15 protein-coding genes are annotated in these 14364 nt (G+C 44.0%); 3 read left to right on the top strand and 12 right to left on the bottom strand.

Going from position 1 to position 14364, the window contains the following annotated elements; genetic code table 11:
• Positions 1-34 precede the first annotated feature (34 nt).
• Positions 35-1444, bottom strand: a complete 1410-nt coding sequence (larC, locus tag QUB37_RS01115) for a nickel pincer cofactor biosynthesis protein LarC (RefSeq protein ID WP_333158279.1) — start codon at positions 1442-1444, stop codon at positions 35-37.
• A gap of 75 nt (positions 1445-1519) precedes the next feature.
• Between larC and QUB37_RS01110 the strand changes: the two genes are divergently transcribed.
• On the top strand, positions 1520-2185 hold the full coding sequence (locus tag QUB37_RS01110) for an L-threonylcarbamoyladenylate synthase (protein WP_333158276.1): 666 nt from the start codon (positions 1520-1522) through the stop codon (positions 2183-2185).
• A gap of 68 nt (positions 2186-2253) precedes the next feature.
• Here QUB37_RS01110 and QUB37_RS01105 read toward each other — a convergent pair whose 3' ends face one another.
• On the bottom strand, positions 2254-2538 hold the full coding sequence (locus tag QUB37_RS01105; protein ID WP_190738299.1) for a DUF427 domain-containing protein: 285 nt from the start codon (positions 2536-2538) through the stop codon (positions 2254-2256).
• 97 nt (positions 2539-2635) lie between these two features.
• Between QUB37_RS01105 and recQ the strand changes: the two genes are divergently transcribed.
• Positions 2636-4831: a DNA helicase RecQ gene (gene recQ / locus QUB37_RS01100; RefSeq protein ID WP_333158274.1), complete on the top strand. Its 2196-nt coding sequence runs from the start codon at positions 2636-2638 to the stop codon at positions 4829-4831.
• Between the two features lie 614 nt (positions 4832-5445).
• On the opposite strand, the gene QUB37_RS01095 is transcribed toward recQ, so the two are convergent.
• Positions 5446-6186, bottom strand: coding sequence for a peptidylprolyl isomerase (locus QUB37_RS01095; protein WP_333158272.1), 741 nt, complete (start codon positions 6184-6186; stop codon positions 5446-5448).
• An 85-nt stretch (positions 6187-6271) separates the two neighbouring features.
• Positions 6272-7123, bottom strand: a complete 852-nt coding sequence (locus QUB37_RS01090) for a hypothetical protein (RefSeq protein ID WP_333158270.1) — start codon at positions 7121-7123, stop codon at positions 6272-6274.
• A gap of 345 nt (positions 7124-7468) precedes the next feature.
• On the opposite strand from QUB37_RS01090, the gene QUB37_RS01085 reads away from it, so the two are divergent.
• Positions 7469-7699, top strand: coding sequence for a hypothetical protein (locus QUB37_RS01085; protein ID WP_333158268.1), 231 nt, complete (start codon positions 7469-7471; stop codon positions 7697-7699).
• 34 nt (positions 7700-7733) lie between these two features.
• Here the strand turns inward: QUB37_RS01085 and QUB37_RS01080 are convergent, their stop codons facing one another.
• The 8 genes from QUB37_RS01080 to QUB37_RS01045 all read right to left on the bottom strand — a co-directional run bounded on the left by QUB37_RS01080 (position 7734) and on the right by QUB37_RS01045 (position 14289).
• Positions 7734-7946, bottom strand: a complete 213-nt coding sequence (locus tag QUB37_RS01080; RefSeq protein ID WP_333158266.1) for a hypothetical protein — start codon at positions 7944-7946, stop codon at positions 7734-7736.
• Between the two features lie 152 nt (positions 7947-8098).
• Entirely contained in the window at positions 8099-9865 is a 1767-nt protein-coding gene (locus tag QUB37_RS01075) for a GNAT family N-acetyltransferase (RefSeq protein ID WP_333158264.1), read from the bottom strand.
• 122 nt (positions 9866-9987) lie between these two features.
• On the bottom strand, positions 9988-10314 hold the full coding sequence (locus QUB37_RS01070) for a TonB-dependent receptor (protein WP_333158262.1): 327 nt from the start codon (positions 10312-10314) through the stop codon (positions 9988-9990).
• Positions 10315-10355: 41 nt separating this feature from the next.
• Positions 10356-10601 carry a hypothetical protein gene (locus QUB37_RS01065; protein WP_333158260.1) on the bottom strand — a complete coding sequence of 82 codons (246 nt, stop codon included), beginning with the start codon at positions 10599-10601 and terminating at the stop codon, positions 10356-10358.
• 318 nt (positions 10602-10919) lie between these two features.
• Entirely contained in the window at positions 10920-11195 is a 276-nt protein-coding gene (locus QUB37_RS01060; protein ID WP_333158259.1) for a hypothetical protein, read from the bottom strand.
• Between the two features lie 76 nt (positions 11196-11271).
• Positions 11272-11547 (bottom strand): hypothetical protein, encoded by a 276-nt coding sequence (locus QUB37_RS01055; protein ID WP_333158257.1) that lies wholly within the window; start codon positions 11545-11547, stop codon positions 11272-11274.
• A 404-nt stretch (positions 11548-11951) separates the two neighbouring features.
• Positions 11952-12413, bottom strand: coding sequence for a HetP family heterocyst commitment protein (locus QUB37_RS01050; RefSeq protein ID WP_333158255.1), 462 nt, complete (start codon positions 12411-12413; stop codon positions 11952-11954).
• Positions 12414-12486: 73 nt separating this feature from the next.
• On the bottom strand, positions 12487-14289 hold the full coding sequence (locus tag QUB37_RS01045; RefSeq protein ID WP_333158253.1) for an HlyD family efflux transporter periplasmic adaptor subunit: 1803 nt from the start codon (positions 14287-14289) through the stop codon (positions 12487-12489).
• Positions 14290-14364 lie beyond the last annotated feature (75 nt).

The following is a 14364-nucleotide window of genomic DNA, read 5'->3' as shown; positions in this document are numbered from 1 at the left end:
GGACTAAATTCCTCATGTAAGTCACTGTAATTGATTAAGTGCGATCGTACCAACTTTGCAGCGCCAAGCGGTGAACTTCCCGCCAGCTAATATTTTTAAGTCTGGCAATTTCCGCGCAATCCTCATATTCCGGCTGTACATTAACCATCGTTTCTCCCGACTTCGCAACTTTTATCTTGACTTCGCCGTATTCTGTTTGAACTGTCTGGATTTCTCGATGTAAAATAGTTCTTTGTTGAGTCGATCGCCTAATTCCCAAAGTAGTAGTCTCGCGAAAGATCACAGCTTCGCAAGCATCCTGAAATTCGGGATGACAAATCGCAGTTAACAAAACCCCCAGCCGCGACTTTTTCATCACAATTGGGGCAGTGAAAACATCCAGAGCTCCGGCGGCAAACAAAGCATCAAAAACATAGCCGATCGCCTGCGGACTCAAATCATCAATTTGTGTTTCCAATATCGTAATAGTTTCTATGAAATTGGGCATTGGGCATTGGGCATTGGGCATCGGGAATGGGGAATTAGTAGCCGTCTTTCTCCCACTCTCCCACTCTCCCACTCTCCCCCTCTCCCCTTCTGACTTCTCCCCAATCCAGAGGCGCAAAATATTAGGAATTGCCAGGTTTCGAGAACCTGCACCCAAACCGATCGCCTGAACTTGCATCGACGGTGGCGGGCCGAAAGCAGAGGCGAGAGTACAGGCGATCGCAGTTCCCGTAGGAGTGCACAATTCGCGATCGATCCCATTGCTATAAACCGGCACGCGGTGCGTTTCCCACAACCGCATCACCGCCGGCGTCGGCACCGCTAATCGGCCGTGTGCAGCCTTCACCGTACCGCCACCAGTCGGCATCGCCGAAAAGTAAAACTCCTGAATATCCAACCAATCCAAACCCAAACAAGTAGCGACAATATCAATAATTGCATCCGTCGCCCCCACCTCGTGAAAGTGAACCTCGCTTGCGGGGATACCGTGTACGGCACCTTCTGCCTCTGCTAATTTACCAAATACGGCCAAACTCCAAGCTTCCACGCGCGGAGGCAATTTTGCAGAGACGATGATTTGCTCAATTTCGGGCAAGTGGCGATGATGAGTGTGGCTAATTTCGGCATCTTCTTCCCCGTGACTGTGAGAATGTTCTTCCCCGTGATGATGGTGGCCGCGGGCGTCAAAAGTAGGGGATTCCGTTTCCGAGGGATCGAGTTCGGTAGCGGGATTTTTGGGTTTTAACGACAAATCCGCAGCTAAATCGACATAAAATTTAGTTGCTTGTTGAGTATTCCGGTGGACTAATTCCGTCCGCAACTGGTACTCTGTCGAAATGCCGAGCAAATTGAGATTTTCGATTAGGTAGTCTAAAGGAACGCCGGCGTGGATGAGAGCTCCGATGCACATATCGCCAGCAATGCCGGTTGGACAGTCAAAATAAGCTATTTTATTCATTGTTAACAATTAATTTTTAGCATTGATTGTTTCACTCGATATTTCGATCGCCCACTTAGCCTGCAATATCTTAACATGGCAACTATTTACGAAGTGCATCCAGTTGCACCCCAAAGAGACCGGATCGAGAAAATTAAAAAAGCTCTGAAAGATGGGGCAGTCATGCTTTATCCGACAGATACAGTTTACGCGATCGGCTGCGATATCAACTCCAAGTCTGCAGTAGAACGAGTCAGGAAGATCAAGCAACTATCCAATGATAAGCCTTTAACGTTCTTGTGTTCCTCTCTGTCAAATATCGCCGACTATGCAGCCGTCAGCGATGAAGCATACAGAATTATCAAGCGGTTAATACCTGGGCCTTACACATTTCTGCTGCCAGCTACCAAGTTAGTGCCACGGTTGGTAATGACCCCAAAACGCAAAACCACGGGAATTCGAGTTCCCGACCACCCGCTTTGTTTTACACTGTTGGAAGCTTTGGGAAATCCGATTATTTCAACATCCGCTCACATTACCACTGATGATGAAGGTGCAGCACCAGTGCCTGCAGCCAAAGCAGAAAGCTTTGGCAAAGCTGAACTTTTTGACTGTTTGTCCAAGTTAGTGGATGTCATTGTCGATGACGGTTCCGATCCAGGATATCAAGTTTCTACTATTCTCGACTTGACAGCAAGCGAACCGATTGTTGTTCGTCGTGGTTTGGGTTCGGAAGCTGTCGCAGCTTGGGAAAAGGATTAAAATTTTAAGGGGCGGGTTAAGCGCAAAAATTGCAAAAACTCCGCCCCATTTTTTAACTCAAAATTGCTTTAAGCCTCTACCTTAACTCCTTTCCAAAAAGCAATATATCCTGCAATATTTTTAGCAGCATCTTTCGGAGTTGGATAGTACCAAGCAGCATCTTTATTAACTTGTCCGCCGACTTCGACACTGTAGTAACTAGCAACACCTTTCCAACCGCAAGTAGTGTGAGTGCTGCTGTCCTTGAAATACTCACGGTTGATGGCATCGGCGGGGAAATAATAGTTATTGTCTACAATTTCACACTTGTCGCTCTCCGCCAAAACGGCACCATTCCAAATTGCTTTCGGCATCAGTTTTTCTGCTTAAATTGAGATTCTCAATTATTGTAACTGTATTTGTCCTCAAAAGGCATAGAATAGTTGAGAAGCCAACAACCAACTACTGCAAATGTCAGCGTCTCATCCGCCAATATCTTCTGTGCCACTGTCCCTGGAACAAGCTCTTAAACATTTTTTTGGCTATGACTCTTTCCGTCCGGGGCAGCAGGAAATTGTCGAAGCTGCTTTACAAAAACGGGATATGATGATTGTCATGCCGACGGGCGGTGGCAAGTCTTTGTGTTTTCAATTACCGGCACTGTTGAAACCGGGATTGACGGTGGTTGTTTCGCCGTTAATTGCTCTGATGCAAGACCAAGTGGAAGCTTTGCAGGATAATGGAATTGGGGCGACTTTTCTCAACAGCACTTTGAGTTCTCAGGAAACCCGATCGCGTGAAACGGCAATTCTCGAAGGTAAGATTAAATTGCTTTATGTTGCACCCGAACGCTTGCTCGGTGAGAGATTTTTACCGTTTTTAGATATAGTAGCAAATAAATTAGGAATTTCGGCATTTGCGATCGACGAAGCCCACTGCGTTTCGGAATGGGGACACGACTTTCGACCAGAATACAGGCAAATGCAGCGAGTGCGCGATCGATATCCCGACATTCCCATTATGGGACTAACCGCCACCGCCACCGAGCGCGTCCGCCAAGACATCATCCAGCAGCTAACTCTGCGAAATCCCTACATCCACGTCGCCAGCTTCAACCGCCCCAATTTATACTACGAAGTTCGCCCCAAAACCAAGCACAGTTTTGCCGAAGTTTTGCAAATTATCCAAAAAAAAGGCGGTTCGGGAATTATCTATTGCCTCAGCCGCAAAAAAGTTGACGAAGTTGCCTATAAATTGCAACAAAGCGGCATCCAAGCCTTACCCTACCACGCCGGCATGAACGATGTCGATCGCGCAACCAATCAAACCCGCTTCATTCGCGACGACGTGCAAGTAATGGTAGCCACAGTAGCCTTTGGCATGGGAATTAACAAACCCGACGTGCGGTTTGTAATTCACTACGACTTACCCAAGAATCTCGAAGGATACTATCAAGAATCCGGCCGCGCAGGCCGAGACAACGAACCCGCCCATTGCAGCTTATTTTACGGCTACGGCGATGTCAAAACCATCGAATACATCATCGAGCAAAAACCAGATCCGCAAGAACAACGAATTGCCCGCCAACAATTACGTCGAGTAATCAACTATGCAGAATCCAGCGATTGCCGTCGCACAATCCAGTTAAGTTATTTTGGCGATTCATTCCCCGGAAACTGCGGTACTTGCGATAACTGTTGCAACCAAAAACCAGTAGAAGATTGGACGATTGAGGCAATGAAATTTCTATCTTGCGTCGCCAGATGCCAAGAAAAATTCGGAATGAATCACATTATTGATGTGCTGCGCGGTTCAAAAAATCAAAAAATATTGCAATACCAGCACCACCAACTTTCTACTTACGGAATTGGCAAAGATAGAAGTGCTGACGAATGGAAAAAGTTGAGTCGCTCCCTGTTAAATCAAGGTTTTTTAGACGAAAAAACAGACGGGTTTCCCATTTTGAAACTGAATGAAAAAAGTTGGGAAATTATGAAACGTCAGCGCATAGTTGAAATCGCCATTGAACCCCAACGGGAAGTACAGGGGAAGGTTCGTTCTTTGGCAGTAGAAGTAGAAGGTTTATTTACCGTACTGCGGACGCTACGCAAACAAATTGCCGACGAACAATTTGTGCCACCTTACGTAGTTTTTGCCGATAAAAGCTTGCGAGATATGGCAGAAAAACGCCCGCAAAATCTCACCGAATTTGAGGAAGTTTACGGCGTTGGTAGCAACAAGCGAAATAAGTACGGTAAAGTTTTCTTGGAGGCAATTCGCACTTTTTGCCAAGAACAAGGATTGCCAAGTGGTGCTGCATCTTCTGATGTCGCTAATCTTCCCAATCTTTCCAACGTTGCGTCTTATTCGCAGATGCAAACCTGGGAATTATACCGACAAGGTTTGACAGTTCAAGGAATCGCCAATGCGCGGGGTATGAGTCCTAATACTATTTCTGGGCATCTGATAGAATTGATGGAAATGGGCAGAGAAGTTGACATAAATTTGTTGGTTGAATCGGAACGTCAGCAGGCGATAGTGTACGCAATTGAAGTTATGGGGGATGAAAAACTTAGAGCAATTTATGATTTTTTGGAAGAACGTTATACGTTTGAGGAGATTAAGTTTGTGCGGGCTTGGTGGCGGCAAAATTATGTCGGTTTTTAACCGCAGATGTATGCAGATGAACTCTGATGAAAGCAGATAATTAATAGAGAGGAGGGAAAAATGAGAATTTAAAAAGTAGCTTTTTGGAATAATCTCTATATTAGAGTGGCGTTTTTAACCGATACATTTTTTCCATTGGGCTTTGCTAGCTGGCGTATATGGGGTTGGCAAAACTCAAATTTTAAAAGTAATTTTAAGAGCGCTATAAGTCAGTAAACTGGGGTTAGCTAAGGGTGTCATTGTTCGCTATGTTTCGCCCAGTTGGGAGGTTACTAAGAAACCCCGAAGCAATCACCGAGACTTTCTTCAGCTCTCAATTTTTGTGAGCGGCGAAGGCGATAAATTACTTTTTTAACGAAACCTTATTGAGCTATAATTACCTCATCAGATCACTTTTTATGTAAGTAATAGGATGCCTGAGATAGAGCAATATTTAAATCCACACGCATGAGACTATTTACACTCATGCACCGCCCCAATGATTGAATAATATTGATGCAGCCGGAAACGAGATTAGGTCTCTCTGTTTACCCAGAAGCACCCTAGATTTTAGCATTGTATGTGGTTGCGGCAAATTTATATATATGGGTTTTTGAGGGCGACAAATTAAGTTTCTACACTTTAGAACTGTACACCAAATAGTTGACCTCGTTAGCCAACCACTCGTTAAACAGATTGTGCAATATTTCTTGATACCGTTCAGGGGTTAATTCCGCCGGGAGAAACTTTTCAACCAGGAACAAGTGATATCCTAGATCTGTTTCAATTGGACGAATCACTTCTCCGGGTTTAGCGCTAAATACGGCGACGGCTATGTCTGGTTTTAAACCCCACCGATAAACCTTGCCTTCGCAACCGCATATATGCCGACGATTTTCGTCAATGTCGTAAAGATGAGCAGCATCAAAAAAGCTGATCTCTCCTTCTTGAATTTGATAAAATAGTTCCTGAGCAAGCTGGGGGTTGGAAACAATTATTTGATAAAGAATTATTTGATCAAATTGCAGTTTGTTTTGAAGAAAAATCTTTTCTACTTCTTTGCTAAATAATTGTTCGGCTAGTTTTTGGCTGAGGAGCCGCTCGCAAATTCCGGCTTCTAAATCTTCTACCGAAATCATCTGATCGACCAGCCAAGCAATCGTATCCGCCGCTTTCTCCAAACGCTTCTCGCGGCGGAGTTGGTCGCCCACAGCTTGAATTTCGTCGGGAGTCACAGTTAACCCCCGCTCCCGGGCTGCTTTCTCAATAACTTTTTTCTGCAAAACCTTTTGACTAAAGGTTTTTAATTGCATCTCTTGTCTGAGTTGTTCGATGATTTCACTTGCTTCAATCAATGGCCCGTAAAAGTCCTTCATCTTTCTCTCTCCACCTATATAACTTTATTAACTTCATCCCCTAAAGATTCCTGCGGGGTAGTTGGTGTTAACGGTTAACGGTTAGCTACAAGATGTCATTTGGCAAACTAATAAAATCAGCATTGCTCAAAGTTGTTGCACCCGCTGCGTTGACTGTTCCCAAAACAACAGCTAAAATTCGATCGCCATTATTTGAACTAAACTTGACCAGAGTCGCGTCTGTCGTACCGGAACCATCCGTATCAAACGCGACGAGTGTCAAGTCTGTTACCGAAAGTCCCCCTATCAGCCCAATTCGATCGCCTTCAGCGGGATTGAAATCAACGACTTGATCGGCTAACAATGGATTAGCTGCTGCACTAGCTGTTTCGGGTCTAAAGGCAAAGGTATCAGCGCCGCTACCTCCAATCAATGTATCGGTGCCGAAGTCGCCACAAAGAAAATCGTCGCCGTTGCCGCCAATCAGCAAATCTTGACCTTTCCCTCCCCGCAAAGTGTCGTTGCCATCGCCTCCATCGATCGCATCATCACCTCTGTTAGCTGTGACAATATCGTCGCCGCTTCCTGCAAAAATTCGATCGATCCCGCTATCGCATATAATCACATCGCTGTCGCTGGTGCCGAGCCAATATCCGTCGCCGTTGCTGTCGTAGGTGGTCGGACGCTCACTGGAAGAAGTGGAAGCTTCTGCGCTCCCGCTGCTAGAGGTGGCTCCCGCAGCGTAGGCTCTCTCAGTGCTGGTAATGCTTCCTGTAGGGGAAGTGGTTGTCGCACTGCTGGTGCTGCCTGCGCCACTGTTATCTACGAAGGCACTAGATTTGCTGGAACTGCTGCTGCCGGCACTAGGGTTATTCGTCAGCGAATTTAAGGTGCTTAAACTATTGCTATTTCCAACAGTATTTAAGGGCTCAGCAGCTAGTGAATCTAAGGTCGGCATCGCGATTTATCTCCTTTTATCTGTAAAGACGAAAAGCAGTTGCGTGAATAGAGACACTCCAATTTCCAATAAAAATGTATGATTTTGAATAGTGGGAAGCAATTTCTCTTGACTTCAGATTAAAGAGTGAAATGTTTTTAATAAATTAACATTGATCCGTCCCGAAAGTAGGGGGAGACAAAACTGTTGCCAATCCCAATCTGGGCGATGGCGATCGGCATTGCTGGCTAAGGGCGTTTGATTTAGCCATCGCCATCACCCTCAAAATGTCTGTTTAAATTTAAACAGCACCTTCCTTTCGATGTATCTAAATATATCTGGACTAATTAGAGCTGTGTTGCCAATTTGGCAGATTTGTTTGAAATTATAGAGTTGCTGTGGGATATGGGTGCATCCATTGGATCGCGATCGAATGGATTCGGAGTCATCGCAGGTGCAGGGCGATCGCGATCGCCCTGCACCTGCGATGATGCGGAAGTAATTAGAATTGGCATTCAGCGAGTTGGGGCGATCGGCTCTTTCCTCGGCCAGAAACCCCTCGTACCCGTGACGCAGTGGTCAATCATTAAAAACTAAAAAGAACTTAAGCCCTTACTACAAGCCATCAAAGCTAGTGTGGCAAGTCCATCGCCTTTACAGTAACAGTCTCAAAAGCATAGTTTGATCCTGTTCCTGATTTAATTTTTACTTTGACTTTATCAAAGCCTGCGTAGTAAACATCAACATCAGCTAGAGGATTAGTGCCAATCGCTATAGCTGTTCCTGTACCCGTTGCTTTTGTAACTTTACCTTTGTTTCTAAAAATAATGTCTATAGCAGTCAAAGTGTTTCCACTGTCTACTGATTAAAAGGCATCTATTCCCAATGAAGCACAACCTAAAATCAACTTGTTTTCTGAAACATTTTCGATGTAGGACAAATCATATATCAACATAATGCTCCTCCTTTGTAAACTAATCAAAACTCATTTGCGGACTAGGCAGGTATGGGAGTTTTTCGATCGCAGGTACTTGCAGTTTGATGTTCATCTTGTTCTTGCAGCACCCGATCCAAATTATCGTGAGCCTCTGCTAAATCTGGTTTCATAGAGATGGACTGTCGATAGTAGGCGATCGCTGTTTTTAAATCGCCTACTTGTTTACATTTGGAGCCTAAATCATTGTTCATTGCCGCATAATGAGCTTGTTTCTCTAAGGATAGCTTTCCTTGAGCATGAAGCGCATTAGCTAAGTTAACCTCAGCTTCAACGCAATCAGGCTTTAGTTCTAGTGCTTTTTGATAGTAGGCGATCGCCTCTTCCCATTGGCCTTGCTGCTGTAGAGCATAGCCAATGTTATTGTATGCGGCGATCGCATCAGGCTGGAGAGCTAAGACTTGATGATAGGCTTCTATCGCCTCGGATAACCGATCTTGAGCTTGATATAAATTCCCCAAACTAAATAAAGCCTTGATAGAATTGGGCTGAACCTGAAGCAGGTTTTTCAGTAAGTTTTCGGCAGTTTGGTACTCGCCTTTTTGCCTCATCAACACTCCCAGTCCATAGAGTGCATCTGGGTGATTTGATTGAGCTTCCAGAATCTGATGGTATCCCTGCTCAGCTTCGGTGAGTCGGTTCAATCGATGATCTCGAACAGCGAGATTAAGTGCTAAAGGAAGAAGATCCCTAACATCCTCTTGTCTATTGTCGCGATTCTTGTCTTTGACTACGATATGCTGAATGTGCCGATCTTTAGCTCCAAAAGAATACTTATATTCCTCATTGCCAATTAAAAAGTCGTACACTTTAAAGCCATTTTGAATCGCGTATCGAATTGCATCAGCATGGAGGATAAGCCCTGGTGGAGGATTTTTAAAGGTTTGATCGCGACCTGTAATCACAAATAGCATGGATTTTTGCTGAAAATCAACAAAGTTGGCGATCGCCCCTAAAGGTCTGTCTCCTTTCCACATAACCGAAAGATACAGACAGTTATGTTCAAAACAATGACGTAAAATAAGGCGATTGTAACCCATGATTACGTCAAAGTTATCCCCTTTTTGCTTTTTCCATCTGCACTCCCAGAATTTGAGTAGTATCTCAATATGAGATTCCAAATTGTCTGCGTCAACCTGGGTGATATAAAACTCATCAGATATGTCAACTTTCCTTAAAAAGCGTCTGATTTTTTGACGAGTATTGACACCGACGTAGTTTTGCAGATATTGCTCCCAGTCATCTGGTAATGAAACATAAGGAGCAAGATAAATATCGGGTTCTTCTTCATTCACACTTTGAATGCGGAGTTGAGTGAGTTCAAAACTATCGGCAGAAAAATTACTCAAGAAGAGAGACATCCGTGTATCTGTTTCTAGAATACTTTTTAGATTGAAACTAGACCATACTAACTTTTGCTGGATGTAAGCAGCAAAAGCAGGAATTACCTCTTCTTCATAACCAGGCAGGCAAATAAGTCCTGTGTAATCTGCTATGCTATTTCCTGCCATGCAGATTTCAGTTTCAAAGCCGCCTCCATCCTGGTGGGTTAATAAAATTTTTAGAGGAAAAAAAGCAACATAGGATGAATCTTTGGTATCTGGTTTTGCCGCTAATATGAACCACGGCTCATGCACCATCTGCAACCATCTAGATAACCAAATCCAGGATAAGAAGAACTGAGCCTGATGATCTGCAGCGTATACAGAATCCCAATTTTCTCGGATTTTATTAAATGTTTCAAAATTATCAATTTTATCAATCTGCATATGATTTTTCCCTCACCAATTATACTCCCCATGTTTGTCTGTTAAGACTAGATCCTCCTAATCCTCCTGAGAGGATGTCTAAAACCCAGCATTATCCATACTCTTCCTATCGGGTGAGATTATTAACGCCCAAAAAATGAAATAGAAGTGCTGCGAAATGTAGATGAAGCAGTTTGGTTTCCAGTCTTTGCATAGGCTGTGGTTGTTGCCTTAGCTCTACTATACTCCAGACTACCCAAGTCTTTAACCGTTGTGTTGGTTACAGTATTTGTATAAGTTTGATTACCAATGGCAAGTCCACCTGCAACAGCGATCGCATATCCAGGCTCGGCTGTTGTTGTGGCGAATGTATCAGCGTAAACATTGCCACCACCTACTACAACTGTGCTTTCGCTTTCGTTAATGGGTTCTAAATAACTTAAGTCAGAGATGATTAAGCAATATTTCATGGCCGTATCACGAGAAGTTTTTAGCAGACTAAATTCATTAATTAAATTGAAGATATACTAGAGCAACTAGATGTTGAGAAAGTGCTGCTAAAACTAGATGAAGAAGAACTACTAGAACTCGATTTGGCGTAACTGCTGGATCTATTAGCAGATGAAACCTTTACAGAAACGCTTTGACTAATTTCACCTCGATCGTCGCCAGATGCTTCGACTACGCTTTTCGCCTCAGCAATAACTTTACCATCGGGTGAGACTATGCGTTTGACAACAACTTTATAGTCAGTCATGAGTTTTAAACCAATTTTTGTTGATTATAAAATTGGATAAATCCTAAATTTGTGAGTCGTAAATAGTAATTGCCTACGGCTCTATTTGAAACAAGGTTTCGTCAGTTAATTATTTGTTTAAAAGCAAATTAATTACCTACATAAATCATCTAAGTAAGGCGGCCAAAACTAACCAAACTATTTAAGGAAACCTCAAGTATCTGTATTAATTTATTAGTAGGGCTTGAGCTCGGAAGCCCTACTACCAAACAGTTGAAATTGTTTCTGCCGACCCACTTATTCCAATTGCCAAGTGACTTGATGAATTGGAGTTATATGCTAGCTAGCTGCAGAAAATCCCGTGGAAGCAGAATACTGACCTTCTACAACAGTAGTAAAGATTTGGGTCGAGGTGTTTTTCCCAAAAGCTTCAGATTGAGCTGTCGCTAGATTGCCCTTGATGTCAACAAATTGCGTGTAAATCTTGTCTACGTCAAAGCGTTCCTTAACATTGAGTCTGGCGTCGACATAGGAGTCGAGGTTGCCGAAAAAGATACCACCAACTACACCCGAAGTTTCAGCAGTTTCCAAGTAGTTCAGGTCAGAAATAATCATGGTTTTTGTCCTTTTTGGTTGTGAGTTATTTGCTAGAAGCAACCTTTGGTTGTTCTGTATGAATTGGAGTTCTATCCTAGCTAGCAGCCGAAAATCCAGTGGAGGCAGAATACTTACCTTCTACAACAGTAGTAAAGATTTGGGTCGAGGTGTTTTTCCCAAAAGCTTCAGATTGAGCTGTCGCTAGATTGCCCTTGATGTCAACAAATTGCGTGTAAATCTTGTCTACGTCAAAGCGTTCCTTAACATTGAGTCTGGCGTCGACATAGGAGTCGAGGTTGCCGAAAAAGATACCACCAACTACATCAGAAGTTTCAGCAGTTTCCAAGTAGTTCAGATCGGAAATAATCATGGCTTTTCTCCTTTTTGCTTGTGAGTTGTTTGCTAGAAGCAACCTTTGGTTGTTCTGTATTTAATATAGCTAGGCTAATCAGACCTGTGTTGCCATTTTGGCAGATTAATTTTGACAGGGACTGACAACGAAAAAGGGAGGCTACTCAATCAACTTACGGAGGATGGGCATTGCCTAAACAGAGGGCTAACTGTATTAAAATCGATCGCAAAGCAGTATAAATCCACAATAGCTAAAATCGAGTTTCTGAGTATAAAGTAATTACTTTGGCTAAGGTTGCCATTTTGGCAGATTTATCGAAAGCGCGGATTTTCGATACTCAAAAACCCGATCGCCCGCGGTGAGTCAACCAAAAAATTGGTACACCCAACGCCCGCAATCGGGTTTTGTTTCGAGCAACTAATTTACTCGCCCGTGAAATTCAACCAACGTGTCTTTAATCCCGCAAAAAAGCCCTGATGTCCAACATCAACCGTCGGCGTCGAGAGACATAGCCCTTCCTTGACTTCCAGTCCAAAACCTGCGGTATCTGGGTGCAACTCGCTAAAAGCCTCAGTTACATAACCCCCTCGAACTCCGGCTCGTTTTTCCCTCACCACTTCCACATAATCTAAATCAGCAATTTTGCCCAATGCAGGCTTAGTTTCCGGTTTACTCGACTTGCTGATTTGACTGTTTTCCTTCAGTAAGCGGTTGGAAGTACGGTAAGGGATGTAGTCTAGGGGGTTGTAACCCGTGCACCGCAAAAGTAAAAAACAAGCCCAAGAATACTTTCCTGCCAGAATCGCTGAAATTATCTCATCCAATTGTTCGGGTTTGATTCCAACTTGGGAATGATTGGCAGAATGGTGAAATTGGGAATTCATTATTTTATCCTGTTTTGTGTAAATTGGTTGACTGTTAACTGTTGACTGATGACTGTTGACTGATGACTCATTTCTACAAACTCATGCCGCCCTTTTGTAGCTGCTTGAGAGGGTCAAGCAAAATGTCGGCTATGCTGCGCTGGCGAATGACAATTTCCGCAGTAGCTGTCTGGCCAGCTTTGAGTTTCCAGGTTTGATTTTTGGCTTTCACTGAGTCTCGATCGATACTCACTTCCACCCGGTAAAAAACACCCAATCGCTCGTCTGTTTTGGCATCCGGCGAAATAGATAAAACTTTTCCCGGAATCACACCGTAATTTTGATAAGGAAAAGCATCAAATTTGACTTGCACCGGCATTCCGGTTTTGACAAATCCCGCTTCTCGGTTCGGCAAACTGACTTCCAGCACTAGCGGAGCATGATTCGGAGTCATTTCTGCAATAGTTTGACCCGGTTGAACTACTTCGCCTTTGTTGTGAATGTTGAGTGCGGAAATCACTCCGCTGACGGGTGCGTAGAGAAATCTTTGTTTGAGCTGATTTTTGGCTTGATCGAGCAGGGTTTGGGTTTCGGCAATTTTGGATTTGACTTGATTTAATTGCATTTCCAACTGCTGAATTTTTTGCTCTTTTTCTAACTGCATTTGGCGCGCTGCAGCTTGTTTGCTGGCCGCTTCGGCTTGCAGTCGATCGACTTCTGCGAGTTGTTGGGCTAATTCACCTTGGGTTCTAGAAATGGCGCTAGTTCGATCGCGCAAATTTTGCTCGACTTCAAACAACCTTTCCTTAACCCCAGTTGCATCAGACAGTTGACTCCTGATGGCAGCACTTTGTCTGTCGCGAACTGTTTGCTCGACTTCAAAGGCGCGATCGTCAGCTTGAGTTGTCTCCCCCAACTGGCTTCTAATCACCGCATTTTCACTTTCTCGCAGAGCTTCCTCAGCTTGAAACAATACGTCTTTTGACAGTGCTCCTTCATCTACCAAAGGTTTGAGACGCGCGATCCGCTCTTTGTGAGCAGTCACTTTTGCTTGCAATTGCCCCAGCAATTCTTGACTTTTGCGTTGCAATGGTTTCACCTGATCGCGCCGCCCTTCCTGGGAGTTAATATCTGTTTTGAGTTGCGAGAGTAAGTCTTGCACATCCTTTTCCAGAGGTTTGAGCTGTTGCTTGCGCGCTTGCTGAGACACTAAATCTGCTTGCAATTGCTCGATTTGAGACTGCGTGGTGGCGGCTGAAGCGCGAGCACGGGCGATCGCAGCTTCAGCCCCCCGCTGGTCTGCAGCAGCAATAGCTTGGCTCGCTTCAACTTCCAATTTAGTTCTCTCGATCGAACTCATCTCTTGCACCAATTGAATTCGATAAGCGTCCAAAATTTTCTCAAGACGCTCCACCTCGCTCTGGGCATTCGACGGGTCTAATTCCGCCAATAATTGTCCAGCTTTGATTTTTTGACCTTCTTTGATAGCGAGGTTAATAATTTTTCCCGTATCCGTCGGGTGAATTTTGTAAACAGCGCCTTTGGGAACTAATTTGCCCTGAGCATGACCAACCTCGTCAATTTTTCCCAAAGTTGCCCACGCTCCAAAAGCTACGGAAAAAACTATTCCTCCTAATATCAACCGCTGGGGAAAAGATACTGGTGGCTGGTCGAGTACCGAGTGCAAAGAAGTAGACCAATTATTCGCATCAGGCTGCCGTAACTTGGCAATATTGATACCGTCATTAGTTTGAGAAGAGCGATTTTGAGATTCGACAACTTCTAAAGAGCGCTCTTTTTTTCGGGTTTCGTTTTCTTGCCTTGAAGCTACGCCCCCATAAACTTCGCCTATTTCGTTAGGAGCGTGACCTAATTCTTTGGCATCTTCTGAAAACATTGTCTTTCCTCTAGATTATTCGGTTGACTGTTGGCAGTTGGGAGTTGTTAGGAGCTATCAGTCAGGAGTCAGAAA

Source organism: Microcoleus sp. AT3-A2 (assembly GCF_036705685.1).
Taxonomy (GTDB): Bacteria; Cyanobacteriota; Cyanobacteriia; order Cyanobacteriales; family Microcoleaceae; genus Microcoleus.
Note: the sequence above shows the minus strand (reverse complement) of the source record. Positions and strands in the feature narration are given on the sequence as shown.

What these genes read in the sequence shown, in the direction of transcription:
- larC (WP_333158279.1), bottom strand. Translation starts at nt 1,444, where the DNA reads ATGAATAAAATAGCTTATTTTGACTGTCCAACCGGCATTGCTGGCGAT.
- QUB37_RS01110 (WP_333158276.1), top strand. Translation starts at nt 1,520, where the DNA reads ATGGCAACTATTTACGAAGTGCATCCAGTTGCACCCCAAAGAGACCGG.
- QUB37_RS01105 (WP_190738299.1), bottom strand. Translation starts at nt 2,538, where the DNA reads ATGCCGAAAGCAATTTGGAATGGTGCCGTTTTGGCGGAGAGCGACAAG.
- recQ (WP_333158274.1), top strand. Translation starts at nt 2,636, where the DNA reads ATGTCAGCGTCTCATCCGCCAATATCTTCTGTGCCACTGTCCCTGGAA.
- QUB37_RS01095 (WP_333158272.1), bottom strand. Translation starts at nt 6,186, where the DNA reads ATGAAGGACTTTTACGGGCCATTGATTGAAGCAAGTGAAATCATCGAA.
- QUB37_RS01090 (WP_333158270.1), bottom strand. Translation starts at nt 7,123, where the DNA reads ATGCCGACCTTAGATTCACTAGCTGCTGAGCCCTTAAATACTGTTGGA.
- QUB37_RS01075 (WP_333158264.1), bottom strand. Translation starts at nt 9,865, where the DNA reads ATGCAGATTGATAAAATTGATAATTTTGAAACATTTAATAAAATCCGA.
- QUB37_RS01070 (WP_333158262.1), bottom strand. Translation starts at nt 10,314, where the DNA reads ATGAAATATTGCTTAATCATCTCTGACTTAAGTTATTTAGAACCCATT.
- QUB37_RS01065 (WP_333158260.1), bottom strand. Translation starts at nt 10,601, where the DNA reads ATGACTGACTATAAAGTTGTTGTCAAACGCATAGTCTCACCCGATGGT.
- QUB37_RS01060 (WP_333158259.1), bottom strand. Translation starts at nt 11,195, where the DNA reads ATGATTATTTCTGACCTGAACTACTTGGAAACTGCTGAAACTTCGGGT.
- QUB37_RS01055 (WP_333158257.1), bottom strand. Translation starts at nt 11,547, where the DNA reads ATGATTATTTCCGATCTGAACTACTTGGAAACTGCTGAAACTTCTGAT.
- QUB37_RS01050 (WP_333158255.1), bottom strand. Translation starts at nt 12,413, where the DNA reads ATGAATTCCCAATTTCACCATTCTGCCAATCATTCCCAAGTTGGAATC.
- QUB37_RS01045 (WP_333158253.1), bottom strand. Translation starts at nt 14,289, where the DNA reads ATGTTTTCAGAAGATGCCAAAGAATTAGGTCACGCTCCTAACGAAATA.